This window comes from Methylobacterium endophyticum, from assembly GCF_050591105.1.
Lineage (GTDB): Bacteria > Pseudomonadota > Alphaproteobacteria > Rhizobiales > Beijerinckiaceae > Methylobacterium.
The window spans coordinates 158,845-184,590 of record NZ_JBNHES010000002.1 but is presented as its reverse complement, the minus strand read 5'-3'; the positions used below and the strand labels follow the sequence as shown (position 1 = coordinate 184,590).

The window sequence follows — 25,746 nt, the reverse complement described above, 5'->3', positions numbered from 1 at the left end:
TCCGCGCCCGGTCTCCACGGAGCGGGCGATTCTCCATCTGTTGAAGCTCAGCGTCGGCCCCGACTCGATGGCGGAGCTACAGGAGTGGCAGATCCGCCGGGGACTCGACGCCCTGGCCGAGGGGCGCGACACCGCGCCGTTCCACGTCACCCGCATGGTCCCGAAGCGCCTCGCCGAGATCGCGGGGCAGGGCTCGATCTATTGGGTGATCCGGGGCACGCTCTGCTGCCGGCAGGCGATCGGCGCCATAGAGCCCTTCACCGGCGAGGACGGCGTGGGCCGTTGCCGCCTGGTCTTCGCCTCGCCCCTCGTGCCCGTGGCGCCGCGCCCGTGCCGACCGTTCCAGGGCTGGCGCTACCTCGCCCCCGCCGACGCGCCGCCGGACCTCGACGCGGCGACGGCGGGAGACATCGCCGAGATGCCGGAGGCCATGCGCCGGGAACTGGCCGGGCTGGGGCTTCTCTGATCCGGTCTCGCCCCGCGCTGTCGGACAGTCCGACAGCGCGGGCGCGCGGGTCTCACACGCCCTCGAACCGGCCGCTGGCATGGGCCAGCATGGTGTAGACCTTGCCGGTCTCGGAGGTGAGATAGGCGTCGGCCCGGCGCGAGTCCTTGTCGTTCTTCGAAACGTCCCCGAGCAGGCGCTCGAACTCGTTGACGTAGCGGTCCACGGTGCGACGGAACTCGGCGTCGGCCCGGTAGCGGCGCTGGAGCTCCTCGAAGGTCTGACGGCCCTGCGCGGTGTAGATGCCGGGCCCGAACAGGTTCGGCTCCCCGCGACGGTAGCGCTCCCACAGGTCCACCGCCGTGCGGTGATCGATCATCCTGGCGATGTCGGTGGCGATGGTGTCGAGCGCCGCGCGGCCGCCGGAGGCCGGTTTCGCGGCGGTGTCCGCCGAAGGTTTGGCGGCGGGAGCGGGCGTGCCGTCCTCGTCCTCGTCGAGGGAGGCGCGGGTCAGCAGGTCGGACAGCCAGCCGCGCTTGTCGCCGCCGGCGGGCGCGCCGGGACGGGGCTGCGTGCCTGCGCGCAGAGCCACCGTCTCGCCGCGCGCGGGCGCCTGCTGGGCGGCCGGGCGGGCGGTGGCGGGCGCCGGGGAGGGCGCGGCCGGTTTCGCGGGAGCCGCAGCGGCCTGTCGCGCGGCGGGCTGCTGGACCGCCGGCCGGGCGGCCTGCGGCTGGCCGCCGCCCTGCGCCGCGACGGCCGCCTGGGGCTGCGCGACGTCAACGCTCCGGGTCGAGCGGGCGACGAGAGCCGAGAGCTCGTTCAGGGCCTCGATCTGCTCGGAGACCACGCGGCGCATCTCGCTGGTGGCGTCCTGGGTCTCCTTCGGGATCTCCAGCACGCCGCGGCTGAGCTCGGCGCGGGTGGCCTCGAGATCGGAGCGGATGGAGGCCGCCATCTCGCGCATGCCGGCGGTGGATTCGCCGAGGCGCGCCTGGGCCGCCTCGAACACGGTGCGCACCTCACGGGTCGCCGCCTCGACGGCCTCCCGGACGGCGCGGGTGGCGCGCTCGCCCTCCGAGCCGGCGCTGGCCTGGAGCTTCTCGAACTCCCCGGTGACGGCGGCCCCGGCGTCCCGCGCCCGGTCCGACAGCTCGGTGCCGACGCTGCGGGCGCGTTCCTCGGCGCCGCGCAGCGCGTCCTCGATGGCGCGGCCGAAGCGCTCGGTCTGCGCCTCGAGGGCGGTGGAGCGCTCCTCGATGCCGGCGAGCGCCGCCGTCAGCGCGCCCTCGCGGCCGGAGATGGTGGCGCCGAGCCGCTCCTCGACCCCCGCCAGGGTGCCGGCGGCGTCGGAGAGCGCCTGGACATGGCCGCGGCTGCGCTCGGACAGGCTGCGGCCGTGGGTGTCGAGGGCACCGGCCAGCGCATTGGCCTCCTTGAGGGCGCCCTGGGCGACGTTCTGGAGCAGGCCGATCTGCGCGCCGACCCCGTCGCTCGCCCGCGCCGTCTCGGCGGCGATGGCCGAGAGCGCCGTCTGGATCTGCTCGACCCGCCCGGCGAGCCCCTGCTCGATGGCGCCGAGATTCTCGCCGGCCCCGGACACGAGCTCGGTCAGCGCGGCATTGGCGGCGCCGATGCGCGAGAGCAGCGCGCCGAGGTCGCGGCGCAGGCGGTCGCCGGTCTCGGCGAGGCCGGACACCGCGCGCGCCGCCCCGTCCTCGACGGAGGCGCGTAGCGTCTGGGCCGCGTTCGCCGACTGGACCGCCAGCTCCTCGGTGCGGCGGCGCAGCTCCTCCACCAGCGGCACGCCGGTCTCGGTGAGCACGCGCTCGATGGCCGCGCCGCGCTCGCCGAGATCGTCGGAGAGCCGCAGCACGGGCCCGTCGACCAGCTCCCGCAGGCGCCGGATGTTGCCGTCGAGCGCCTCGGTCATCGCCTGTCCGCGACCGTCGACGGTCTCGACCAGGGTTCCGCCGCGCTCCTCGATGGCGCGCACGATGCGCTCGGCGCCTTCCGCGAGACGGCGGGCGAGGGCCTCGCCACGGGCATCCACCAGCGCGCCCAGCGCGTTGGCGCGACGCTCGAAGCCCGAGCCCATCCGCTCCGTGCGCTCGTCGATGAGGGCGGCGACGGCGGCGTTGCGCTCGTCCAGCGCCGCCGACAGGGCCGCGATATGGGCTTCGGCCGCGGCGGCATGCCCCTTGGCGCGCTCGTCCAGCGCCACGGCGAAGTTCGCGATGCGCTCGTCCACGAGCCCGGCGAAGGCGTCGTGCCGCTCGTCGAAGGCGGTGGCGAGGGCGTCGCCGCGCGCGGCGACCAGGCTGGCGAAGACCTTCATGCGGCTGTCGATCCGCTGGGTGAAGGCCTCGCTGCGGGTATCGACGGCCTGGGTGAGCGAGGCGCCATGCGCGTCGATGGCCTGCGAGAGGGCCGAGGTCCGGCTCTCCACCAGACCGTCGAGGTCGCGCAGGCGGCCCTCGAACATCTCGCCGATGATGCGGGCCTGATCCTCCAGCGCGCCGGAGGCGCCGCCCAGCGCATGCTCGATGCTCTCCACCAGTTGGCGGCCGCGCTCGCTCAAGGTGTCGTGCAGCGGGCCGACGCGGCCGTCGAGGGTCGCGTCGAGCGCCCGCGCATGCTCGTCGAGAAGGGCGCGGATCTCGCCCGTGCGGCCTTCGAGCAACGAGCCGATGGTGCGGCCGCGATGGTCGAAGACGGAGGAGACGGCATCCGCGTGGGTGTCGAGCAGGCTGCGGATTTCGCCGGTCCGGTTTTCCAGCACCGAGCCGAGGCTGCGGGCGCGGTCGTCGAGAACGGTCGCCACGGCGCCGGCATGGCCGTCGAGCAGGCTACGGATCTCGTCGGTCCGGCCTTCGAGGACACCACCGATGGCATTGGTGCATGTGTCGAGAGTGCCCGTGTAGTCGTCGAGCAGGGCGCGGATCTCACCGGCACGGTTCTCCAGCACCGAGCCGAGGTTGCGGGCACGGTCGTCCATGGCCGTCGCCACGGCGCCGGCATGGCCGTCGAGCAGGCTGCGGATCGCGTCGGTCCGGCCTTCGAGGACGCCGCCGATGGCGTCGGTGCGCGCGTCGAGGGTTCCCGTGTAGTCGTCGAGCAGGGTGCGGATTTCGCCCGCGCGGGCGTCGAGGAGGCCGTGGACCGTGCGCACGCCCTCGTCCAGCAGGGCGTTCATGTCGCCGGCCCGCGCCTGGAGCGCGGAGCCGATGCGGCCCTCGCCGGCGGCGAGCAGGTGCTCGACCTCGGCCATGGCCTCCTTGAGCTTGGCGAGCATGGTCTCGCCACGCCGGTCGATGAGCTCGCCGAGCGCCGCGCCGCCGTGGTCGAAGAGGCGGGCGAGTTCGGTGATGCGCGAGCCGACCGCGCCGAACACCGCGCGGCCCCTCTGGTCGAGCTCGTCGCCCATGGCGGCGGTGCGCTCGTCGATGAGCCGGGCGAGCCCGGTGCCGCGCTCGTCGAAGGCGCCGCGAATGGTCTCCGCCTGCCGGTCGAGGGTCGCGTCGATGGCGCGTCCATGCTCCTGGAGCGCGGCGCCGATGGCTTCCAGCCGGGCGAGCACGTCGGTGTCGAAGCGGCCGGCGGTCTGGTCGAGGCGCAGGACGAGATCGTTGGCGCGGCGGTCGAAGGTGTCGCCGATCTCGGTCGAGCGGGCGGCGATCTCCTGGGCGATGCCGTCGGTGCGCGCGTCGATGGTCTGGACGAGGTCGCGGCTGCCCTCCGTCATCACGCGGGCCATCTCGCCGGTGCGCAGCACCAGCGCCTCGTTGAGGGCCGTGGCGCGGGCGCCGAGATGGGCGTCGATGCGCGAGACGAGGTTGCCGAAGGTCTCCTCGATCTCGCTCGAGCGCCGGGCGGAGCGCTCCTCGAGGGCGCCGAGATGGGTCTCGACGGCCTGCGACGCCTCGCGGGCCCGCTCGCCGATGGTGTCGGCGACCGCCTTGCCCTGGACGGTGACGATCCGGTCCATGGCCTCGAGCTGGCCGAACACGGTCTCGCCGAGGGTGGCGGTGTCGCGCGAGATGCGCTCGGCGAGGATGTCGCCGCGCGCGATGGTGTCGTGGAGCGCGGCGAGACGATCGCCCAGCGCCGTGTCGATGGCGCGGGTGCGGGTCTCGGCGACCTCGGCGAAGGTGGCGCCGGTCTGGTTGAGGGCGTCCGCGACGCGCGCGCCCTGCGTCGCCACGGCGAGCACGATGTCGCGCCCGGTGCCGGCGAGGCGGGTATGGGCGTCCTCGACCTGGCCGGCAATGAGGTCGGTCATGCCGCGCCCATGGATGCCGAAGGCGGTCTCGAGGTCGCCGAGCCGGCCGGTGAGCTCCCGGCCGACGCCGTCGGCGGCATGCGCGATGGACGCGGTCGCGGCTTCCGCGCGGCCGGCGAGCTCGGCGTTGAGCGCCTCGACGGTGCGGCGCAGGGCCTCCACGGCGGTCTCGACGCGGGCGCCGAGCTCCCCGTGCAGCCCTTCCGACGACTGGCGGAAGCGCTCCAGGATGCCGGCGGTGCCCGCCTCGACGGCGCTCAGCACGCCGTCGGAGGAGACGCGCAGGCTCTCGGCCGCCTCGCCGAAGCGGGCGACGGCGTCGGTGGTGCGCCGCGCGACGACGTCCGATACGCCGGCCGTGGTGGCGTGCAGGTGCTCGGCGGCCTGGGCGGCCTGCTGGGCGAGCTCGCTCGCGGTGACGGCGAGGCGGCTCTCGAAGATCTGCACCGCCTCGACGGTGCGCGCCTCCAGTTCGCCCGTGGCGCCGGCCGCCGAGCGGCGGAACGACTGGGCGGCCTCGGCGGTGCTGGCGCCGAGCGCCACGCCGGTCTCCTCGGCGCTGCGGCGCAGAAGCTCGGCGGCCTCGGCGGCACGGCCGGACATCTCGGCACCGAGGGATCCGACGGCCGCGCGCAGGTTCTCGACGGCGCCGTTGGCGCTGCGCTCGAAGCTGTCGCCGAGCGCGGCGAAGGTCTCGACGATGCCGCTGGCGGCGAGCGCCAGCCCAGCCTGGGTGTCGCGGCCACGGGTCTCGATCAGCTCGGAAACGCTGGTGCCGGCGGCCTCGATCTCGGCGCGCAGCGCGGCGCCGCGGGTCGCCATGTCGTCGGAGAGGGCAGCGCCGGTGCTGGCGAAATGGGCGCGTAGCGCGTCGCCGGTCTCGGCGAAGCGGGCGGTGATCTCGCCGCCGGTCGAATGGAATCGCTCGGCCATCTCGCCGCCCCGCGCGAGGAAGGTGGCCTCCAGGTTCTGCGCCGAGCGCTCGAAGGTCTCGCGGACCTCGCCGCCCTGGCGGGTGATGGCGTCCATGACGCCGGCGCCGGTCTCGGCGAGGTTCTTGGCGACCTGGCCGGCGTTGTCGGCCAGCGTCGCGGTGATGAGGCTGCCGGTCTGCTCGAAGGCGCGCGTGACCTCCTCGGCCCGGCCGGACATCACCTCGACCACGCGGTCGCCGGCCTGTCCGAGCGCCGCCGTGATGGCGTCCCCGCGCCCGCCGAGGGCCGTGGTGACGGCCTCGCCGCGCGCGTCGATGGCGCTGGTAACGCGTTCCCCCGCGCCGGTCATGGCGGCGACGATGCGCTCGGCGGCGCCGTCGAGCTCCTGGCTCAGGCTGTGATGCGTGCCGGAGATGGCGCCGCGCACGCGCTCGGCGTTGCTGACGATGGACTCGCGCTGCGCGACCAGCTCGTCGACGAGGGAGCGGATGCGGATCTCGTTGTCGGAATAGGCGCGCTCCAGGGTGGCGATCTCGCCGCGCACCAGGGTCTCCAGCTCGCCGGCCCGCGCCAGGGCGCGCTCGACGCCGTCGCCGACGGCGGCAACCTCGCGGCGGACCGTCTGCGACATGGTGAGCACGGCGTCCGTCGAGAAGCTCTCGGGCTCGGCGAGCCGCACGGCGACCTCGCCCACGGCGCGGGCGACCATGCGCATCTCCTGGGCGCGCACGGCGAGCATGGCCGTGATCAGGAAGAGCACGATCGGCCCGACGATGGCGGCGGCGGCCACGGACGCCTGGAGCGCGGTCAGGCCGAGCAGGAAGGTCTTGAGGTCGCCCCCCGACTGGTGCCAGGCCAGCGCGGCGATGCCGTTCAGCCAGAGCAGCGCGACGGCCCCGGCGATCACGTAGGGCTTGCGCGAGGGGCGCACCCGCAGGGTCTGCTGGAGGATCCCGATATTGCGGCGGTCGTCGTTGGCGACGAGGGAGCGGTCCGGCGGCAGCAGGCCGCCCTCGCGGGCCGGGCGCGGCTGGTCGGGCGGCGGGATGTCGGAGGCGAGCGGCGCGTCGAGATCGAGGCGGGGCGGGGTCTGGCGGCCCGCGCTCTCGGTCAGCAGGTCGCCGTCGCCGACATCGGGAAGGCGCGGCTCGTTCCGCTTTGCGGCGTCGGGCGCGAGGATGTCGAGGCTCAAAGCCTGCTCGATCGCCGTCAGCGCCGCCTCGGCCGGGTCCTTGAGCTTCTTCTCGGTGGCCATGCAACGCCTCTGTACGCGTGGTCCAGCCTGTCCGTCCGCGCCCGGACAGGAAGACACAAATACCCGTTTACCAAGGAAGTTTAGACCCGGCCGCCCCTCGAAGACACCCGGACCGGGGCCGCTCGCCAAAAAACCTTAACGGAATGGTTACCACGCGCGCCCGCGCCGCTCCGGCGAGGACCTTTCCCATGCTGCGGCAAGGCTTAACCCCGCCCCGGCGATGCGGGGGCGACTGTGGACAGGCCCCGCCGCCCGGCGCTAACGGAGCCTGCGAACAGCCGGGAAGGAGCCCGTTTTGCCAGGACCGACAGCGGACGAGACGGTGCGCGAGATCGACCACGCCTTCCTCGCGGAGCAGACGGCCGGCGACGCCGATCTCGCGCGCGAACTTCTCTCCCTGTTCGCCGGCCAGTGCCGCGCCCTGGTGCCGGGCATCGCCGACGCGGCGCTCGACCCGGCCGACCGGGCGGACAAGGCCCACACCCTCAAGGGGTCGGCGGCGGGGATCGGGGCGCTTCGAATCCGCGACCTCTGCGCCCCGATCGAGGACGGCCTGCGCCGGACCGGCGCGGCGGATGCGGCGGCGCTCGCCGAGCTCGATGCCGCCGCCAACCGGGTGCTCGCGGAAATCGAGGCCGGCGGCTGACGCAATCCGCCTTCCGACGCGCGGTTTTCGCGGGCGCGGCACCGGCGCGCTTGCAATCCGATGCCGGCCCCTCCAATCAGGCGGCGCCGGACGACGTTACACCCACCTGACCGGTCGAGCCCGGAGCCGCCGATGCCGAAGATCACCTATGTCGACCATGCCGGCACGGCGCGAACCGTCGAGGGCGCGGTCGGCGCGACCGTCATGGAAACGGCTCTGCGCAACAACGTGCCCGGCATCGACGCCGAGTGCGGGGGTGCCTGCGCCTGCGCCACCTGCCATGTCTACGTGGACGAGGCCTGGGCCGAGGTCGTGGGCAAGGGCGAGCCCATGGAGCAGGACATGCTCGATTTCGCCTCCGACGTGCGCGCGACCTCGCGCCTGTCCTGCCAGATCCGCATCACGCCCGAGCTCGACGGGCTGATCGTGGCGACCCCCGCCCGCCAGGGCTGACGGCGCTCGCTCACCGCAGCAGCGCGCGCATCGCCCCGTCGAGCCCGTCGAGCGTCAGCGGGAACATCCGGTTCTCCACCAGGGACCGGACCATGCCGATGGATTGCGTGTAGCCCCAGTGCGCCTCCGGCACGGGGTTCAGCCAGACGGCCTTGGGGAAGTGCTCCAGCACCCGCTGGAGCCAGACCGCGCCGGGCTCCTCGTTCCAGTGCTCCACGGAGCCGCCGGCCATGGCGATCTCGTAGGGGCTCATCGAGGCGTCGCCCACGAACACCACCTTGTAGTCGGGCGGATAGGTGCGGATCACGTCGGTCAGCGCGATGCGCTCGTCGTGGCGGCGATGGTTCTGCGTCCACACGGCCTCGTAGGGGCAGTTGTGGAAGTAGAAATGCGTCAGGTGCTTGAACTCCGAGCGCGCGGCGGAGAAGAGCTGCTCGGCCTGCTCGACATGCAGGTCCATGGAGCCGCCGATGTCGAGAAAGAGCAGCACCTTCACGGCGTTGCGCCGCTCCGGCCGCAGCTTGAGGTCGAGATAGCCGCGCGCCGCGCTCGACCGGATGGTGCCGTCGAGGTCGAGCTCCTCGGCCGCGCCCGAGCGGGCGAAGCGGCGCAGGCGCCTCAGCGCGATGCGGAGGGTGCGGCCGCCGAGATCGGCGCCGTCGTCGAGATCGCGGAACTCGCGCTTGTCCCAGACCTTCACCGCGCGGAAGTTGCGGTTGCCGTCCTGGCCGATGCGGATGCCTTCGGGGTTGTAGCCGTAGGCGCCGAAGGGCGAGGTGCCGCCGGTGCCGATCCATTTCGAGCCGCCCTGGTGGCGCTCCTTCTGCTCGGCGAGGCGCTGCTTCAACGTCTCGAACAGCCTGTCCCAGCCGAGCGCCTTCAACTCGGCCTTCTCCTCCTCGGTGAGGTACTTCTCCGCGAGCTTCCTCAGCCATTCCTCGGGGATCGCGGCCGGCTCCACCGCCTCGCCGACGCTCTCGATGCCCTTGAACACCGTGCCGAAGACCCGGTCGAAGCGGTCGAGGTTGCGCTCGTCCTTCACCAGGGCGGCGCGCGAGAGATGGTAGAAGTCCTCCAGCCGCTTGTCGGCGAGGTCGCGCTCCAGGGCGCCGAGCAGGGTCAGGTACTCCCGCAGCGTGACGGGGACTCGCGCCTCGCGGAGCGCCGTGAAGAACTGGAGCAGCATCGGCGGAATTGGCGGCAGGCCGCCGCCGGGGTCAAGGCGTGCCGCCAATTCCGCCGGGGCGCCCCGAAGCGCGGTCGCGCGCGAGGAAAGCCAAGTCGTTTCCCGCTGTCCCGGAATCGACGCCGGCTCACCGGAGGACGAGCCCGAGTCGAGCGCGGGGCCGATGGTTCGCCCGCAAGGTTGTGGATGCTGGGTATAAGTCCCGTTTTCTGTTGATACGTCGGCGAAGTCGCCTGTTCAGGGCACCTGCACTGTCATGGGAATCATGAGAGCGTGTGATCGGTGTCGCTGTCAATGCCGGAACGGTTGTTGTCCGGCTAAGTCGAGGAGGAGCGTTGTGGCCGTCGTCTTGCGTTCCCTCGCCGACTTCAAGCGATTCCTCGCTCAGCCCGGCGCGACGATTCAGATTATCCAGAACACGTTTATCGATCGTCAACCGGAATCGGCACGCGCCGCCTACCGCGACAAGGGCATGTACGAGTTGCGCTCGGTCCACGCGCTCTCGCGCAAGGCGGCGGTGTTCAGCCTGCGCGGCCACCCGACGACGGTCTGGCTGTACTGGGACAAGGGGACGCGGCGCTGGAAGTTCTCCGGCGACACCGTGCGCATCCCCCTGGACACGTCCCTCGGACCGCCCGACGAGATCGTCTACCGCTGCTTCTTCGCGCCGGGCTACGAGCCCAAGGAGCGCAGGGCCGCCGCTCCGGCCCCCGCGCCCGTGACCGCCGGCTGCCCGCGCTCGCGCGACGCCGACGAGACCGCGCCTCCCCCGTAGAGCTTTACGCGCGCTTGCCGACGGCGTCCTTGGCCGGCGTCTCGGGTTTCTCCTTGGCCGGATCGCGCGGCGCGTCGACGGCCTTGCCCACCGTGCGGCGGGCCCGGAACACCGGCCGCGAGTCGCTCTCCTTGCGCTTGAGCATGACGCGGTACTCGTCCCGCCGCTCGTGGATCGAGGCGATGACGAGCCCCATCGGCACCCCGACATCGACGAGCACCGCTTCCGAGAGCTGGAGGGAGGCCTCGATGGTCTCCGGCACGGCGTCGTCCACGCCCATCTCGTAGAGCGCCGTGGCGTGGCGGGCATCGCGGGCGCGGGCGACGATGGTGAGGTCCGGGCGCTCGGCGCGGGCGGCCTGCACCACGGCCTCGACGCCGAGCGCGTTGTCGAGGGTCACGACGAGGGCGCGGGCGCTGGCGATGTCGCAGCGGCGCAGCATCTCCGTGTTGGAGGAATCGCCGAAATAGACCGGGTTGCCGAGACGGCGCAGCTCCGTCACCCGCAGCGGGTCGGAATCGAGTGCGATGAACGGGATCTTGTGGCGGGTCAGCATCTCGCCGACGAGCCGCCCGACGCGTCCGTAACCGGCGATGATGACGCGGTTCTGCTGCTTGTCCGGCGGCGGCTCCGCCCGCGCCCGGCCGAGCTGGGCCTTGGTCATCCGCTTGCCCGCGCGCCGGCCGATGGCGGCGAGGAGCGGGATCGCGATCATCGTCACGGTGGTGACGATGAGGGCGGCGCCCGCCACGGGCTCGGGCACGAGATTGCCCGCGACCGCCCCGCCGATCAGCACGAAGGCGAACTCGCCCCCCGGCGCGAGCAGCAGCGCGGACTCGACCGCCACGGCGCGCGGGATGCGCAGCGCCGGCGCGGCGAGCATCACCAGCACCCCCTTGATCATCAGCAGCGCCAGCGAGAGCCCGAGGATCGCCCCCGGCGCGGCAACGAGCTGGGCCGGATCGAGGCTCATGCCCACGGAGACGAAGAACACCCCGAGCAGCAGGCCCTTGAACGGATCGATGGTCGCCTCGATGGCGCGGCGGTACTCGGTCTCGGCGAGCAGCAGGCCGGCGACGAAGGCGCCGAGCGTCATCGACAGGCCGCTCGAGGCCGCCATCAGCGCCGTACCGACGATGACCAGCAGGCAGGCCGCCATGAACAGCTCGGGCGAGCGCGTGCGGGCGACGAGCTGGAACAGCGGCCGCAGCGCCAGACGCCCGGCGACCACGATCACCACGATGGCCACCGCCGCCTGTCCGAGGGCCAGCGCCAGGGCGCCGCCGACATCGGCGCCCTCGCTGCGTCCGAGCACGGCGATGGCGAACAGCACGGGGGCGACGGCGAGGTCCTGGAACAGCAGCACCGCGAAGCTCGCCCGTCCGGCCGGGGTGTTGAGGCGCCGCTGCTCGGCCAGCACCGGCAGCACCACGGCGGTGGAGGACAGGGCGAGCGCCAGGCCGACGATGGTGGCGGCGGCGAGCGGCACCTTGAGCCCGTAGAGGATCGCCCCGATGACCAGGGCCGAGGCCAGCACCTGGATGGAGCCGAGCCCGAAGACGAGCCGCCGCAGGGTGCGCAGCCGCTCCCAGGACAGCTCCACCCCGATCATGAACATCAGGAAGATCACCCCGAACTCGGCGAGATGGGCGATCTCGGTGCGGTTGCCGATGGTGACGGGCGACAGCCAGTGATGCTGCTCGGCGAGCCGCCCGAGCCCGAACGGCCCGAGCAGCGCGCCCGCGCCGATGAAGCCCAGCACGGGGCTGATCTTCAGGCGGTGGAACAGCGGGACGACGATCCCGGCCGTCACCAGAAAGAGGATGGCTTCCTTGTAGGAGCCGGCGTGGACCTCTGGCATCGGTGGTGCGCTCGAACCTTTCGGTATCGTGGGCCGGGCTTCCGGCCTGGCGGGGCCGGTGCCGCGATCGGGGTTCTGAAGGGGGAGGGGGCAACCGCCTCAGCGGGCCGCGCTCCCTCCATCCCGGCTTCCCACGCTCGGGCCCCCCGCGCAACCGAAAGGCGGGGTATCCGCACGGCACCCTGGGACATTTTCGCCACCGGCGCGCGCTTTGCCGTGGACGGCGATGGCGCGGCGCAAAATCGGCACAATGCGCGCCTAGCCGAGCCGGTTAAGGAAGTGTGAAGCGGGGCCGTTCCTCCCGCGGAGTGATCCCGAGGTCGCCATGGCGAAGACGATCCCGAACCGGGAAGCCCAGCGCGAGAAGCGCGACTGGGCGCTCGAATCCGCCCGGTGGACCCAGGAGCGGCATATCGAGAAGGGCTACCGCATCAAGTGGGGCTATGTCGGGATCGCGTATCTCGTCGAGTTCATGGTCATCGGCGCCTCGCTGTGGGGGGCGTGGTTGTTCGCGGGCTACTACAGCGACGGCGACGTGCGCAGCTTCTACTTCATGCTGCTCGCCCCGCTGGTCTACGCGGCGGTGGAGCTCTGCCGGGTGCCGCTCGGCATCCTCGCCCGCACGCAGCGCTCGTATTTCGTCCGCTGCCTCGCCATCGTCGGGATCGTGTTCGCGGCGGGCGTGACCACCAAGTCGGTCTCGCAGCTCGGCGAGATGATGTTCCATCCTCGCCTGATGGACGCGGCCAAGGCCAAGACCGCGATGAAGGACGCCCAGTCCGACCGCGCCAGCATCGACACCCGCATCGCCGCCGCCGACGCCCGCGTCGGGCAGTACACGACGGAGCTCGACCAGATCGAGAAGCGCTCCGCCGAGAACGCCTCGCAGCTCGCCGGCCTGCCGGCCCAGCGCTGCGAGCGCATCTCGGGCACCAACAGCAGGGGCGTGAAGTACTCCAACCTCAAATGCATCGCCGATCCGCGCGTGGCGACGCTCTCCGCCAGCGTCACCAAGGCGTCCGCCGATCGCGCCGCCGTCACCAAGGACCTGGAGACGGCCCGCGCCGCCCGCGCCCAGCTCGACCGGGGCGCCGCCGACCGCAAGGTGGCCGATACCGAGCAGACCTACCGGAACGCCGTGAACCGCTCGCAGCTCCACTCCTTCACGGCCATGGTCTACGGCGTCGACCCCATCGACGTCACCGACGCGCAGGTCCACGCCTTCCTGCGCATCTTCGTGTTCGTGCCCGCGCTCTGCGCCGCCTTCGCCTCCACCATCCTGGCGCTCTGCGCGGTCTCCGTGCGGAAGACCTTCATGGACGAGGACGACCTCGGCGCCGCCATCAACCAGGAGGCGACGCCTTACATGCTGGCGCCCTTCGCCGAGGGGATCGTCCAGGAGGTCAACACCGCGCTCCACAAGACGGTGCGCGAGGCGGTGGCCTCCGGCGCGGCGATTCCCCTCGAGCAGCGGCGGCCGGCGACGACGGGCGCCGTCGTCCCGCCTGTCGCCGCCAACGCGGGAGCCGGCGCATGAGCTACCTCGCCCCCGGATCACCTGAGAACATCGCCCTCGCGCAGCACGTCAACGGCCGGCTGCGCGCGGAATCGCGCATCATAGCTGCCCGCGCCTTCCTGTTCCGCGCCCTCGGGGCCGGCGCCTTCGCGGCGCTCGCCGGCATCGGCATCGGCGCGGCCTCCTACGGCTATTCCTACGTCACCGAGTATTCCTCGGCCGCAGAGCGCATCGCCACCGCCCTCCAGACGGCGCTTTCCGACGTGACCCTGAAGACCAAGGGCGAGGTCACGCTCACCGACAACACCCTGAAGCTCGAGGGACTGCCCAAGCAGGGCGGCGGCGCGCCGACTCCGACCCAGGCGCAGCTCGGCACCGACGCTTCGCCGGCCTCCAAGGCCCCCGTGAACACCACCTTCACGGTGTTCAAGCAGGTGCCCTATCTCGACGGGCAGATCGTCTCCGGCTGGAACTTCCGCGCCAACGAGGACAGGCCGTTCCAGCAATACTGCTACTTCTCCCGCCGCACCAACGAGGCCAAGGGCCAGGTCGAGATCAAGATCGACGTCGCCATGGACGGCAAGGTGCTGCCGCAGGCGCAGAAATCCGACGTGAACCTGTCGGTGCTCGCGCAGAACTGCGTCTGGCACGACGGCAAGTCGCTCTGAAGCTGGAGGCGCGGGGGGCGGCGGACGACGCGTCCTCCCCGTCCGGCACCGGACTTGCCCCTGCGGGGCGTCGCGCTTAACTCCGCGACGCCTTGTCCAGACGCCAGCGAGACGTGGATGCGCTTCACCGGAACCGACGCCTACATCGCGACCTCGGACCTCACCGTCGCCGTCAACGCGGCGGTGGTGCTGGAGCGCCCGCTTCTGGTGAAGGGCGAGCCCGGCACCGGCAAGACCGTGCTGGCCGAGGAGATCGCCAGGGGGCTCGGCGCGCCGCTCCTCACCTGGAACATCAAATCCACGACCAAAGCCCAGCAGGGGCTCTACGAATACGACGCCGTGTCGCGCCTGCGCGATTCCCAGCTCGGCGACCCGCGCGTCTCCGAGATCGCCAACTACATCCGGCGCGGCAAGCTGTGGGAGGCGTTCGCTGCGCCGACCCGGCCGGTGCTGCTCATCGACGAGATCGACAAGGCCGACATCGAGTTCCCGAACGATCTTCTCACCGAACTCGACCGCATGGAGTTCCACGTCTACGAGACCGGCGAGACGGTGAAGGCGGCACTTCGCCCCATCGTCGTCATCACCTCGAACAACGAGAAGGAGCTGCCCGACGCGTTCCTGCGCCGCTGCTTCTTCCACTACATCCGCTTCCCCGACACCGAGACCCTGAAGGCCATCGTCGAGGTCCATTATCCGGGCATCAAGCACCGGCTGGTGGAGGAGGCGCTGCGGGTCTTCCTCGAGATCCGCGAGACGCCCGGCCTCAAGAAGAAGCCCTCCACCTCGGAGCTGCTCGACTGGCTGAAGCTCCTCGTCTCGGAGGATATCGCGCCCGAGCAGCTTCGCGAGCGCGACCCGCGAAAGCTGATCCCGCCGCTGCACGGCGCGCTCCTCAAGAACGAGCAGGATGTCAGCCTGTTCGAGAAGCTCGCCTTCATGATGCGGCGCGAGGGCAGGGGCGGCTAGCAAGCGGAGCCGCTACTTGGCCTTGCTCCGCTCCGACCCACATAGGGCGCATCCGCCGCACTCAGGAACAGCGGGCTTCGTGCCATGAAGATGAAGAAACTCGGCCGCACCGGCATGGACGTGTCGGCGCTCTGTCTCGGCTGCATGACCTACGGCACGCCCGAGCGCGGCCGGCACCCCTGGACCCTGCCGGAGGAGGAGAGCCGGCCCCTGATCCGCAAGGCGCTCGACCTCGGGATCAACTTCTTCGACACCGCCAACTACTATTCCGACGGCACCAGCGAGGAGATCGTCGGCCGTGTCCTCAAGGAGGACGCGCGGCGCGATTCCATCGTGCTGGCAACGAAGTGCTTCTATCCGCTCACGAACGAGCCGAACTCCGGCGGCCTCTCGCGCAAGGCGATCTTCTCCGCCCTCGACGCCTCTCTGAAGCGGCTCGGCACCGATTACGTCGACCTCTACCAAATCCACCGCTGGGACTACGCCACGCCCATCGAGGTGACGCTGGAGGCCCTGCACGACGTGGTGAAATCAGGTAAGGCGCGCGCCATCGGCGCCTCCTCGATGTTCGCCTGGCAGTTCGCCAAGGCGCTGTTCACCGCCGACATCAAGGGCTGGACGCGCTTCGCGACCATGCAGGACCACTACAACCTGCTCCACCGCGAGGAGGAGCGCGAGATGCACCCGCTCTGCGCCGACCAGGGCGTCGCACTGCTGCCCTGGAGTCCGCTGGCGCGCGGCCGCCTGACCCGCGACTGGGACGAGAGCACCCGCCGCACCGAAAGCGACGATTACGGCCAGACCCTCTACCGCTCGGCGGAGGACGCGGACCGCCGGATCGTCGAGAAGGTCGCCGAGATCGCGAGCCTTCGCGGCGTCAGCCGGGCGCAGGTGGCGCTCTCCTGGGTGGCGAGCCGGCCGGGCGTCGCCGCGCCGATCATCGGCGCCTCGAAGCCGCAGCATCTCGACGACGCCGTCGCTGCGATCCGCCTGCGCCTCAACGAGCAGGAGACCGAGGCGCTGGAGGAGCTCTACGTGCCCCATCCCGTGGTGGGCTTCACCTGATGCTGCGCCTCCTCCTGCTGCGCCACGCCAAGTCCGATCGTCCGCCGGGCGTGGCCGATCTCGACCGGCCGCTGAATCCGCGCGGGCGGGCGGCGGCGCCGCGCATGGCGGCCTATCTCGCGGAGGAGGGGCTCGTGCCCGGACTGGCGCTGGTCTCGCCCTCTGCGCGCACGCGCCAGACCTTCGCGCCCGTGGCGGAGACCTTCGCGGATCTGCCGGTGCGCTACGAGCGCGGCATCTACGAGGCTCCGGCCTCCGCGCTCCTCACGGCGATCCGGGGCGTGGAGGAACCGGCCTGCCTCATCCTCGTCGGCCACAATCCCGGCATGCAGGATCTGGCGACCAACCTCGTCGGCTCGGGCACGCACGCGGCGCGGGTGGCGCTGGCGACGCAGTTCCCCACGGCGGCGCTCGCGGTGATCGATTTCGACGCCTCGGCCTGGGGCGAGATCGGCTGGGGCGGGGGCCGGCTGGAGCGCTACGTGCGGCCCCGCGACCTCTCCCCCGCCCTGGCGGAATAGGCCCTATTCGGCCGCGACCGGCGCGGCCGCCTCCAGCACCGGCTCGCTGCCCGGCACGAAGGCATCGAAGGCCGCCCAGAAATCCTCCCGGATCGCCGCGCGCTCGGAAAGGATCTCGTGGCGGGCGTCGGGCAGGACGATGACGTTCCCGGAGCGCAGGCGCGCGGCGAAGCGCTCGGTGGTCCGCGTGCCGACCACCGGATCGGCCCCGGCGGCGAGGATCAGCACCGGCAGGTCGATGCGCGGCGGCACGCGCGGATCGCGCAGGCGCGCCATGGCCCGGAAGGCTTCGGCGAGCCACGCCACGGTCGGATCGCCCACCGCGCCGGCGCCGACCGTCCGCGCGGCCTCGGCGTTGCGGGCGTAGCGGGCGGGATCGCGCGATAGCCGGTTGCCCGCGAAGGGCTTCGTCGCGATGGAGACGGCGCTGCCGAAGGGCACGTAGCGCTTGCCGAATCCGAGTCCGTGCAGGAGCCGGGCGAGCACGGAGACGACGGCCGGCCAGCGCACCATGCGGATCGAGAGCATCGGCGCCACGATGACGAGCCGCGAGAAGGGCAGCCAGCCGTCGAGGGCGCCGGCGAGCGCCACGCAGCCGCCCATGGAATGGGCGAGCGCCATGTGGGGCTCGGGCATCAGCGGCGCCAGCACCGTGTCGGCCACCGCCTTGAGGTCGAGGCGGTAGTGATCGAAGCGGCCGACATGGCCCTTATGGGCGTCGGCGACGTCGCGGGCCGATTCCCCCTGGCCGCGCCAGTCGAAGGCGACCACCGAGAAGCCGCGCCGGCGCAGGTCGGCGATGGTCTCGTAGTATTTCTCGATGAACTCGGCCCGCCCCTGGAGCAGGCAGACGGTGCCCTTGTTGCGGCGCGTCTCCGTCCGCCAATAGGCCGCGCGCAGGTCGCGCCCATCCGCCGTGCGCACGGGAACGACGACACCGCCGGGAGGCACCGGGTTGCCGGGGGTGGAGAGCAGCGTCAGCATCGCGAACTCGCTTTCAGGCATCGGCGCGAAAAAAATCGCTCGGCGCCCCGTGACACGGACTTGAACGGCGGCGAACGCATGACAAAATCAGGTCTGCGCCGGCCATCAGGCGGCGCGTTACGGGTCCGGCCCGCGGGCGGACCTTGTTGTCACTACATGTTGCTCTTGAAGAGGATGTGTCATGCGTCAGTTCGATCTTGCTCCCCTCTACCGTTCCACCGTCGGCTTCGACCGGCTCTTCTCGGCCCTCGACCAGTTCGTGAGCGCCGACGCCGTGCCGACCTACCCGCCCTACAACATCGAGCGCACCGGCGAGAACGCCTACCGCATCACCGTGGCGGTGGCCGGCTTCACGGACTCCGATCTCTCCATCGAGGTCAAGGAGAATGCGCTGACCCTGAAGGGCGAGCGCAAGGCCGACCCGGAGAAGCGCAGCGAGGTGCTGCATCAGGGCATCGCCGCCCGAGGCTTCGAGCGCCGTTTCCAGCTCGCCGACTACGTGCAGGTGACGGGCGCCTCGCTCGAGAACGGCCTCCTCCATGTGGATCTCGTGCGCGAGATTCCCGAGGCGAAGAAGCCGCGCACGATCCAGATCGCCTCCGGCCGCGCCTCCGCGACGCCGACGATCGAGGGTTCGGTGCAGCAGGCCGCGTAACCCACGCCGACCTCGCGTGAGAGGGAGCGCCCCGGCCGCCATCGGCCGGGGCGTTTCGATGTTCGGAAGGCGATTTCCTACCAGCCGGACGACTTGGCGATGCCGGGTTCGTAGCAGGTGAAGCCGACCATGCAGTTCTGGTCGGTGCGCGTCGGGGCGAAGGCGGCCTTGGTGATCTCCGTCGGTTCGCAGAAGCTGCGGTCGCGCACGAAACGGTCGTAGGTCATGCCGCCTGTGCCGAGGACGATGCCGCCCGCCTGGCGCACGGCCGCTTGAGCCTGCGGGCAGGACATCTCCGTCGTGGACAAGCGCTGCGCCTCGGCGCCCGTCGCGGCGCAGACCAGGGCGAGGGCGAGGACGGCCCGTCTCATCGAAAGTCTCCATCGAAGGCGTATGACAACGCCGCCTGGCGGATAGCGCTCCGCCGGGGCGTCCGTCAAAGATCGCCGAAGGACAACTGCCCCTGCCGTCCCGGCTTGGCGGGCGCCGGCTCGCCGGCCTTTCGAGGCGCGGCGACCTTCTTGCGGGGGGCCGTCTTGGCGCGCGGCGCCGAATCGCCCCGGATGCGCGCCACCGCCTTGTCGCGGGCGACCTGTTCCGGCGCGGTCGGGTCGTCGTCGAGCCACTTGCCGTGCTTGATGACCTCGTTCACCCGGCCCTGGTTCACCCCCACCTTGAAGGCGATCTCCTGCTGGGTCATCCCGGTGGTGGCGTGCAGCTCCAGCACCGCGCGGGCGAGCTCCGGCGTCATCTTGCGGCCGGTGATGCGGCGCGCCGGGCGGGTGGTCCGCGTCGCCCGGTCGCGCTCGCGCAGACGCTCCAGCAGGGCCAGCGCCATGTGCATGCCGTGCTCGCGCAGCGAATCCTCGAATTCCTTCAGCGTCGCCATGTCGGCACTCTCTGTCGGCATCCCGGCCGGCGGGCGAGGACGCTCCCGGCACCACCGAGGAAACGGCCGCCGGGCGCAGGCGTTGCGCCGCCGCGCGCCATGGTTGGGCGCGCGAGCCGCGTCTGGCAACCCGCAGCGGCGGCGGTCCACCTGAAAAACGTTGCCGCGCCAGCATGATGCGGTGCGGCAGGCCTGCGACGCCTCCGGCCCCTGGCACGGCGTGAGCGGCTCGGCTAAACCGCCCCATCGGCCGCGACGGGCGAGGATCGCCCCGCCGCCCCGGCCAGAGAGGACGCCCGCCGCATGATCAGCCCGATCGTCACCGTCCCGGCCTCCGGCGCGCAGGACACGGCCTCCCTGGTCGAGGCCCTGGAAGGCGGCGCGGTGCTGCTCTTCCCCGATCTCGACTTCCCGTTCTCGCCCTTCGAGGAGCGCTTCGTCGAAAGGCCCTTCGCGGACGGCAAGGCCAAGAACGTCAACATCCGGGGCGAGGCGGCCGAGCTGAAGGGCGCCGCAGGCACCCCGGAGGAGCAGGAGGCGCTGCGCCAGCTCCTCATCCGCTACCGCCGCTTCGCGCAAGGTCTGATCGACCGCCACCTGCCGGCCTATACGGGCAAGGTCACGCTGGCGGGCACGTCCTACCGCCCCTTCGACGTGGACCAGCGCAAGCTGAGCTGGCGGCGCGACGACACCCGCCTGCATGTCGACGCCTTCCCCTCGAATCCCATCGGGCAGAAGCGCATCCTGCGCATCTTCCGCAATATCAACCCGAGCGGCCAGCCGCGCCTGTGGCGGGTCGGCGAGGATTTCGGCGCGATGGCGGAGAAGTTCCTGCCGCGCCTGCCGGGATACTCGCCGCTCTCGGCGAGCCTGCTCGCGGCGCTGAGGATCACCAAGGCCAAGCGCTCGGAATACGACCACCTGATGCTGCACCTGCACGACGCGCTCAAGCAGGACATGGGCTACCAGGGCAGCGCCCCCCAGGCGGACGTGCGCTTCGAGCCCGGCCAGACCTGGGTGACGTTCTCGGACCTCGTGATGCACGGGGCGATGGGCGGCCGCTACATGCTGGAGCAGACCGCCTATCTGCCGGTCGCCGCGCAGGTGCGTCCCGAAACCAGCCCGCACGCCATCCTGGCGCAAAAGCTCGGCCGGCCGCTGCGGCAGGCTTGAAGGAAGCTCCGACGATGATCCTCGAAATCGCTCAGATCGACATCAAGCCCGGCAGCGAGGCCGCCTTCGAGGCCGGCATCGCCAGGGCGACCGAACTCTTCCGGGCGGCCAAGGGCTGCCGCAGCTTCGCGATGCGCCGCTCGGTGGAGAAGCCGCAGCGCTACCGCCTGCTGATCGAGTGGGACACGCTGGAGGCCCACACCAAGGACTTCACCGGGTCCCAGCCCTGGAAGGACTACCGCGCGATGGTCTCGCCCTATTTCGAGGCCCCGCCGCAGGTCGAGCACACGGAACTGACGCTCCAGGCGTTCTGAGCGCCCCTCACTTCTCCTCGGACAGGCCGAGGGTCCGTCCGGGGATGCCGGCGGCGTCGAAATAGGCGGCGGCGCCGAGGCTCTGCACGTCGAGCACGGTGCGAAGGCCCGTGGCGGACGGCTCGGAGGCGCGCCGCTCCCGGCGCCATTCCGGCATGGCGCCGCCGGGCAGGGCTTCGCCCATCACGCGGCCGACGAGGGTGCCGTGGGAGGCGGGCTTCAGGTCCATCAGATGCGCGATGGTCATGCCGATATCGGCGTTGCTCGTCGGCGCCGCGTCCGTGAAGCCCTTGCGGAAGCTCGGGCCGGCGGCGGCCATGAAGTTGTGGGTGTCGGCCCGGCTGAAGGCGCCGTGCATGCCCTGGCCCTGCTGGAGGCGTGTGTCGGACACCTCGACGGCGCAGAGCACCGGCACCGCGCAACCCGTCGCGAAGCTGCGGAAGCTGACGGCGATGGCCGGCATCGGGGTGATCGCGGAGCCTTTCAGGTTGATCGCCGAGAGCGGCAGGGCGCCGGGGATGGGCCCGAGCGCGTCGTCGACGAAGAGGCCGCCGACATAGTCCTGCGCCAGCAGCGCCTCGACCACGCGGGCCGCGAGCGCCTTGTCCCCCTTCGGCAGGTAGACGAGATCGGAGCCGCCATTGGCCGCGACCACGAGGTCGGGCGCCTTCGCGTCGGCGCCGATCAGGCCGTTGCCGAATTTCGGATGCGCGCCCGCCGCCACCGGCTTGTCGCCGTCGTCCGGGTCGGAGAGGGGCAGGCCGAGCGCCTTGGCGAGGTCCAGGGCGACGAAGCCCGGCGGCAGCAGGCCGGCCGGCGTGTCGCCGTAGGATGCCTTGGCGGCGGGGCTGGTGTCGCTCTGCTTCGAGATGGTGGAGAAGCCGTGGTCGGCCGAGACCACGATGTCGGTGGTCTCCGAGAGCCCGAGGTCGCGCAGCGCGGCCCGGATCCGGGCGAGGCCGTCGTCGGCGTTGCGGATGGAGGCCAGCGAGGTCGGGCCGTTGATGCCGGGCTCCAGCGTCAGGAAACTGTCGCCCTGGTTGTGCTGCGTGCCGTCCGGGTCCCGCGACCAGAACACCAGCAGGAACGGCTTGTCGTCGGCCTTGAACTTCGGCAGCACCGCGCGGGCCGTCACATCGGCGAAGTAGGTCTGCTGGACGACATTCGCGGCGAGCGTGCCCGGCGTCTTGGCGTCGCCCGCCTTGCCGTTGTCGCCCCGCGTCGGCGCGGCCGTGGGAAGCCCGGCGCCCTTGAGCGCGTCGGCGAGCCAGCCTGCGAGCGGGATGCCCTTCGGCGTGCCGGTCTGGTCGTCCACCGCGACGGTCAACTGGCCGGTGCGCTCGGTGTGATCGAAGACGAGCGACGGCCCGAGCTTGCCGATGGTCGCGGTGTTGTAGCCCTTGGCGCGGGCGGCCTTCAGCAGCGTCTCGGCGTCCATGTAGTCGCCCGCGAAATGCGCGTCGATGTCGCCGAGCACCGGATCGCTCTCGATGAAGGGCGTCACCGAATCGCCGGCGCCGGGCACCGGGAAGCCGGTATAGATGGTGTTCGAGTAGGTGCCGGTATCGCCGAGATAATGGCCCGTCGCCATCGCGGAGGCGTTCGGCATGGTGAAGGTCGGGAACAGCGCATGGCTGTTCTCGAAGAACACCCCCTCCTTGCGCAGGGCGTCGAGGGCGGGCGCGTGCTCGGGCGTCACCGCGCGGCTGCGAAGGCCGTCCGGCACGAACAGCACCACGTTGTGTGGGCGGGCCGGCTCCGCGCGGGCGGACAGCGACAGCACCGGAACGAGCAGGACGAGGGCAGGGAGGAGACGCGGCATCGGAAGCGGCCCTTCGGACAGGATGTCCCCGGCTTTGGCGCCCTCTCACGACATTGCCGTGACAGCCGGTCGGTGACAGTCCGGGCTCGACTGGCTAGGAACGGAGGAACAGGGAAACGCCGCGCCAGCCATGATCCAGCGTCCTCTCCGCATCGGAACCCGCGGCAGCCCCATGGCGCTCGCGCAGACGGGCATGGTCCGCGACCGGATCGTGGCCGCCAATCCGGGGCTGGAGACCGAGCTCGTCGTCGTCACCACGGTGGCGGACAAGATCCTCGACCGGCCGCTCTCGGAGATCGGCGGCAAGGGGCTCTTCACGAAGGAGCTGGAGCAGGCGCTCTTCGCCGGCGAGATCGATGTCGCCGTCCATTCCATGAAGGACGTGGAGACCTGGCTGCCGGAAGGGCTCGTCATCGCCTGCATCCTGGAGCGGGACGATCCGCGCGACGCCTTCCTCTCGACCACCGCCTCCGGTTTCGCGGAATTGCCGGCCGGGGCGCGGGTCGGGACCTCCTCCCTGCGCCGCGCGGCTCAGGTGCTGATGCGCCGGCCCGATCTCAGGATCGTGCCGTTCCGGGGCAACGCCAACACCCGCATGCGCAAGCTGGAAGCAGGGGAGTGCGAGGCGACGCTGCTCGCGCTCGCCGGTCTCCAGCGCCTCGGCATGGAGGGCGTGGCCAGGAGCGTGCTCTCCGTCGAGGAGATGCTGCCCGCCGTGGCCCAGGGCGCGCTCGGCATCGAGTGCCGCGAGGGCGATGCCGACATCCGGGCGCTGCTGGCGCCCATCGCCTGCCAAACGACCACGATCGCGGTCGGCGCCGAGCGGGCGCTGCTCGCCGAGCTCGACGGCTCCTGCCGCACGCCCATCGCGGCGCTGGCCCGCATCGACGGCGACGCCCTCCATCTCGACGGGCTGCTCTTCCTGCCGGACGGCAGCGCCCATTGGGCCGCCTCGCGCAGCGGCGCCGTGGCCGATGCCGAGCGGATCGGCCGGGAGGCGGGCGCGGAGTTGAAGGCGAAGGCCGGCGACACCTACGCCCGGCACCTGCAATAGGTCTTTCGCGCTTTCCTCCCCGCGAAGGGGAGGGGAAGGGCCCTCACGCCACGCTGCGCTCGATCTGCTCCTCGTCGCAGATGACCCCGGCGGTGTCCTCGAACTCCGCCGAGATGTCGGAGACGGCGCGGGCCGGCGCCGTCACGGCGCGGTCCTGGGCGAAGGTGGCGAGGAAGGAGCGCATGACGTGGCGCACGCCCGCGTCGTTGATGGTGCGCTGGTCGTCGTTGTAGTAGCGGCCGGCGTTCACGTTGCTGGTCACGATGTCGTAGGCGGGGAAATACACCGCGCGCGGATCGCCGGAGGCGCAGACCTCGCCCGCCGCCACCCGCAGCACCGACTTCGAGTAGCTGTTCGATTCCATGACGTGCCGGTCCATGTAGGTGGCGATCATCGGCACCGGCGAGACCGTGAAGATCACCCGCGCCGCCGGGTTCACGCTCCACAGGCGGGCGAGGAAGCCCTGGAGATCGCCGAGCACCTCGGCCGCGCCGGCATTGACGCATTCGTACAGGTCGGGATCGAAGGTGCCTCCGGCGACTCCCGGCGCCAGCGGCAGCGCCGCCCCGTCCGCGCGCCAGCGCCAACCCTCGGTGAGGCCGAGCGTCAGCACGAACACGTCGAGAGTCTCGAACAGGCGGCGCACCTCGGCGAGATGCGCGTCGCGGGCGGCGATCACCTCCGCCTCGCTGGCGAAGCCGTCCGGCTCGACGGTGGGGCGGAACGGATCGACATAGCGCCCGTCGTCGCGCAGCCACGCCGTCAGCTCGGGCTCGTAGGTGCCGTAGGCCCGGTCGAAGAGCTGCACGAACTGGCGCGTGTAATAGAGGTTGCCGTAGCGAGCCGAGAAGGTCCCGAACTGGCGCACATGCGCTTCCGGCGCCGGCATCCCCGCCGGGGCGGCCTCCGTGACGTAGTAGTTGAATCCGGCCTCGCGCAGGGCCTCGGCGACGCGCTGGGCGAAGCAGGAGCCGCCGGTGGCGACCTTGTCGCCGCGCGCGATGGCGAAGGTGCCCCTCGGGCGCGGATCGACCGCGAAGGGCGGCACGTTGGTGACGACCTTGCGCCAGAAACGCTCGGCCGGTAGACCGCTATAAGGGTTCAACGCCATCGTTGGTCCTCGTCAGCACCCGTTTCGTGCCACCACGCCCGTGCCCGCCGATCGATCGAGAGCCGGCATCGCGCGTCATTAGGCCCGCACCCCTTGGCGCTCAACAGCCCGGCCCGATACCCGACGGATCCGCAGCGACTGTCCTTCCAGGAACTCACCCGGCGCGCCAAGTCGGCCCTCGGCTTGTCGGCGCCATCCTGGGCGACACCGTGGCGCGCCCGCGCGGCGGACGACGAGGGCCGCACCGGCCCGAGGATCGCGGTGATCGGCAACTGCCAGGCGCGCGGCGTCGCCCAGGCGATGCGCCTGATGGCGCCGTCGAGCCCCGTCCGCTTCATCCAGATGGCTTGGATGAAGCGCGACCACGGGCATCTCGACGGCCTCGCCGCGACGCTCGCCGGCTACGACCACGTCTTCACGCAGCTCTTCCCGGCGGGGCTGATACCGGGCGGCGACTCGAGCGCGCTGCATGCGCGCGAACCGCGCCTCGTCTTCTTCCCGACCGTGGTCTTTCCGGCCTTCCACCCGGACATGGTCTATGTCGGCGACCTCGCCGACCTCGCCACGCAGAAGCTCGTTCCCTCGCCCATGGGGCAGTATCACTCGGCCATCGCGCTCGCCGGGTTCCGGGCCGGCTTGAGCCCCGAGCAGACGCGGACGCTGTTCCGCGAGGACGTCTTCGCCCGGCTCGGCTATCTCGATGCCTGGGATCCTTGCGTGCGGGAGCTGCTCTCGGCGGCCTCCGGCGTCGGGTTCGGGCTGGAGCGCGAGGTGACGCTCTGGGCCCGGCGCGGCAGCTTCATGCACGTCATCAACCACCCGAAGGGCTTCGTCATCGGCGACATCGCGCGGCGGCTGCTCGGCCAGAGCGGCCTCAAGGCGGAGCCGGTGGAGGTCGAGGACTATCTCGGCGACGAGCTCGCCCGCGACGTGGTGTGGCCGATCTATCCGCCGGTGGCGGATGTCTACGGGCTGACGGGCTCCTACCTGTTCAAGACCAAGCCCCGGCCCGGCGCGTTCCCACATCTCTACGATCTGCCGGAGTTCCTGGCGCGCAGCCATGCGATCTACGCCAAGCGCGATCCGGCGAGCCTCGGCTGCACCCGCGTCGAGGCGTGGCTGGCCACGCCCGAGATCGCCGCGCTGTTCGCCGACGCCCGCGCCGGCTGA

At 71.6% G+C, this 25,746-nt stretch carries 22 protein-coding genes; 14 read left to right on the top strand and 8 right to left on the bottom strand.

The annotated features are described in order from the left end of the window. Positions 1-28 precede the first annotated feature (28 nt). Positions 29-466 (top strand): DUF1489 family protein, encoded by a 438-nt coding sequence (locus ACP56T_RS03395; RefSeq protein WP_430910906.1) that lies wholly within the window; start codon positions 29-31, stop codon positions 464-466. Positions 467-518: 52 nt separating this feature from the next. Here the strand turns inward: ACP56T_RS03395 and ACP56T_RS03390 are convergent, their stop codons facing one another. Continuing rightward, the gene (locus tag ACP56T_RS03390; protein ID WP_430910698.1) at positions 519-6,914 is read right to left on the bottom strand and encodes an apolipoprotein A-IV repeat region-like domain-containing protein; all 6,396 of its coding nucleotides are present in this window, start codon (positions 6,912-6,914) and stop codon (positions 519-521) included. A 295-nt stretch (positions 6,915-7,209) separates the two neighbouring features. On the opposite strand from ACP56T_RS03390, the gene ACP56T_RS03385 reads away from it, so the two are divergent. Both ACP56T_RS03385 and ACP56T_RS03380 read left to right on the top strand, forming a co-directional pair. Beyond that, the gene (locus ACP56T_RS03385; RefSeq protein WP_430910697.1) at positions 7,210-7,560 is read left to right on the top strand and encodes an Hpt domain-containing protein; all 351 of its coding nucleotides are present in this window, start codon (positions 7,210-7,212) and stop codon (positions 7,558-7,560) included. Between the two features lie 132 nt (positions 7,561-7,692). Beyond that, complete coding sequence (locus ACP56T_RS03380) at positions 7,693-8,013, top strand: 2Fe-2S iron-sulfur cluster-binding protein (RefSeq protein ID WP_430910696.1); 321 nt, start codon at positions 7,693-7,695, stop codon at positions 8,011-8,013. A 10-nt stretch (positions 8,014-8,023) separates the two neighbouring features. Here ACP56T_RS03380 and ACP56T_RS03375 read toward each other — a convergent pair whose 3' ends face one another. After that, positions 8,024-9,199: a vWA domain-containing protein gene (locus tag ACP56T_RS03375; RefSeq protein WP_430910695.1), complete on the bottom strand. Its 1,176-nt coding sequence runs from the start codon at positions 9,197-9,199 to the stop codon at positions 8,024-8,026. 337 nt (positions 9,200-9,536) lie between these two features. Here ACP56T_RS03375 and ACP56T_RS03370 point away from each other — a divergent pair, with 337 nt between their 5' ends. Next, positions 9,537-9,974 carry a hypothetical protein gene (locus tag ACP56T_RS03370; protein ID WP_430910694.1) on the top strand — a complete coding sequence of 146 codons (438 nt, stop codon included), beginning with the start codon at positions 9,537-9,539 and terminating at the stop codon, positions 9,972-9,974. A 4-nt stretch (positions 9,975-9,978) separates the two neighbouring features. Here ACP56T_RS03370 and ACP56T_RS03365 read toward each other — a convergent pair whose 3' ends face one another. Next, positions 9,979-11,835, bottom strand: a complete 1,857-nt coding sequence (locus tag ACP56T_RS03365; protein ID WP_430910693.1) for a cation:proton antiporter domain-containing protein — start codon at positions 11,833-11,835, stop codon at positions 9,979-9,981. A gap of 325 nt (positions 11,836-12,160) precedes the next feature. On the opposite strand from ACP56T_RS03365, the gene ACP56T_RS03360 reads away from it, so the two are divergent. The 5 genes from ACP56T_RS03360 to ACP56T_RS03340 all read left to right on the top strand — a co-directional run bounded on the left by ACP56T_RS03360 (position 12,161) and on the right by ACP56T_RS03340 (position 16,574). Continuing rightward, positions 12,161-13,372: an ATPase gene (locus ACP56T_RS03360; protein WP_430910692.1), complete on the top strand. Its 1,212-nt coding sequence runs from the start codon at positions 12,161-12,163 to the stop codon at positions 13,370-13,372. After that, positions 13,369-14,019 (top strand): hypothetical protein, encoded by a 651-nt coding sequence (locus tag ACP56T_RS03355; RefSeq protein WP_430910691.1) that lies wholly within the window; start codon positions 13,369-13,371, stop codon positions 14,017-14,019. The genes ACP56T_RS03360 and ACP56T_RS03355 overlap by 4 nt, the downstream gene beginning before the upstream one ends. Positions 14,020-14,136: 117 nt before the next feature. Beyond that, positions 14,137-14,988 (top strand): AAA family ATPase, encoded by an 852-nt coding sequence (locus ACP56T_RS03350; protein WP_430910690.1) that lies wholly within the window; start codon positions 14,137-14,139, stop codon positions 14,986-14,988. A gap of 84 nt (positions 14,989-15,072) precedes the next feature. Beyond that, positions 15,073-16,053, top strand: a complete 981-nt coding sequence (locus ACP56T_RS03345; RefSeq protein ID WP_430910689.1) for an aldo/keto reductase — start codon at positions 15,073-15,075, stop codon at positions 16,051-16,053. Beyond that, on the top strand, positions 16,053-16,574 hold the full coding sequence (locus ACP56T_RS03340) for a SixA phosphatase family protein (RefSeq protein ID WP_430910688.1): 522 nt from the start codon (positions 16,053-16,055) through the stop codon (positions 16,572-16,574). Before ACP56T_RS03345 ends, ACP56T_RS03340 begins: the two co-directional genes overlap by 1 nt. Before the next feature lie 3 nt (positions 16,575-16,577). Here ACP56T_RS03340 and ACP56T_RS03335 read toward each other — a convergent pair whose 3' ends face one another. Beyond that, on the bottom strand, positions 16,578-17,558 hold the full coding sequence (locus tag ACP56T_RS03335; RefSeq protein WP_430910905.1) for an alpha/beta fold hydrolase: 981 nt from the start codon (positions 17,556-17,558) through the stop codon (positions 16,578-16,580). 181 nt (positions 17,559-17,739) lie between these two features. Here ACP56T_RS03335 and ACP56T_RS03330 point away from each other — a divergent pair, with 181 nt between their 5' ends. Further along, positions 17,740-18,213, top strand: coding sequence for an Hsp20 family protein (locus tag ACP56T_RS03330; protein ID WP_430910687.1), 474 nt, complete (start codon positions 17,740-17,742; stop codon positions 18,211-18,213). Between the two features lie 77 nt (positions 18,214-18,290). Here the strand turns inward: ACP56T_RS03330 and ACP56T_RS03325 are convergent, their stop codons facing one another. Both ACP56T_RS03325 and ACP56T_RS03320 read right to left on the bottom strand, forming a co-directional pair. After that, on the bottom strand, positions 18,291-18,584 hold the full coding sequence (locus tag ACP56T_RS03325; RefSeq protein WP_430910686.1) for a hypothetical protein: 294 nt from the start codon (positions 18,582-18,584) through the stop codon (positions 18,291-18,293). A gap of 65 nt (positions 18,585-18,649) precedes the next feature. Then, positions 18,650-19,102 carry an RNA polymerase subunit sigma-70 gene (locus ACP56T_RS03320; RefSeq protein WP_430910685.1) on the bottom strand — a complete coding sequence of 151 codons (453 nt, stop codon included), beginning with the start codon at positions 19,100-19,102 and terminating at the stop codon, positions 18,650-18,652. A gap of 303 nt (positions 19,103-19,405) precedes the next feature. Here ACP56T_RS03320 and ACP56T_RS03315 point away from each other — a divergent pair, with 303 nt between their 5' ends. Together ACP56T_RS03315 and ACP56T_RS03310 are read left to right on the top strand one after the other, a co-directional pair. Then, a complete protein-coding gene (locus ACP56T_RS03315; protein WP_430910684.1) occupies positions 19,406-20,275 on the top strand; it encodes a Kdo hydroxylase family protein in 870 nt (289 codons plus the stop codon). 14 nt (positions 20,276-20,289) lie between these two features. After that, complete coding sequence (locus ACP56T_RS03310; protein WP_430910683.1) at positions 20,290-20,589, top strand: antibiotic biosynthesis monooxygenase family protein; 300 nt, start codon at positions 20,290-20,292, stop codon at positions 20,587-20,589. 7 nt (positions 20,590-20,596) lie between these two features. On the opposite strand, the gene ACP56T_RS03305 is transcribed toward ACP56T_RS03310, so the two are convergent. Continuing rightward, positions 20,597-22,411 (bottom strand): alkaline phosphatase family protein, encoded by a 1,815-nt coding sequence (locus tag ACP56T_RS03305; protein ID WP_430910682.1) that lies wholly within the window; start codon positions 22,409-22,411, stop codon positions 20,597-20,599. 130 nt (positions 22,412-22,541) lie between these two features. Between ACP56T_RS03305 and hemC the strand changes: the two genes are divergently transcribed. Further along, the gene (hemC, locus tag ACP56T_RS03300) at positions 22,542-23,465 is read left to right on the top strand and encodes a hydroxymethylbilane synthase (protein ID WP_430910681.1); all 924 of its coding nucleotides are present in this window, start codon (positions 22,542-22,544) and stop codon (positions 23,463-23,465) included. 43 nt (positions 23,466-23,508) lie between these two features. Here the strand turns inward: hemC and ACP56T_RS03295 are convergent, their stop codons facing one another. Beyond that, positions 23,509-24,576 (bottom strand): GSCFA domain-containing protein, encoded by a 1,068-nt coding sequence (locus ACP56T_RS03295; RefSeq protein ID WP_430910680.1) that lies wholly within the window; start codon positions 24,574-24,576, stop codon positions 23,509-23,511. 138 nt (positions 24,577-24,714) lie between these two features. Here ACP56T_RS03295 and ACP56T_RS03290 point away from each other — a divergent pair, with 138 nt between their 5' ends. Next, the gene (locus ACP56T_RS03290) at positions 24,715-25,746 is read left to right on the top strand and encodes a WcbI family polysaccharide biosynthesis putative acetyltransferase (protein ID WP_430910904.1); all 1,032 of its coding nucleotides are present in this window, start codon (positions 24,715-24,717) and stop codon (positions 25,744-25,746) included.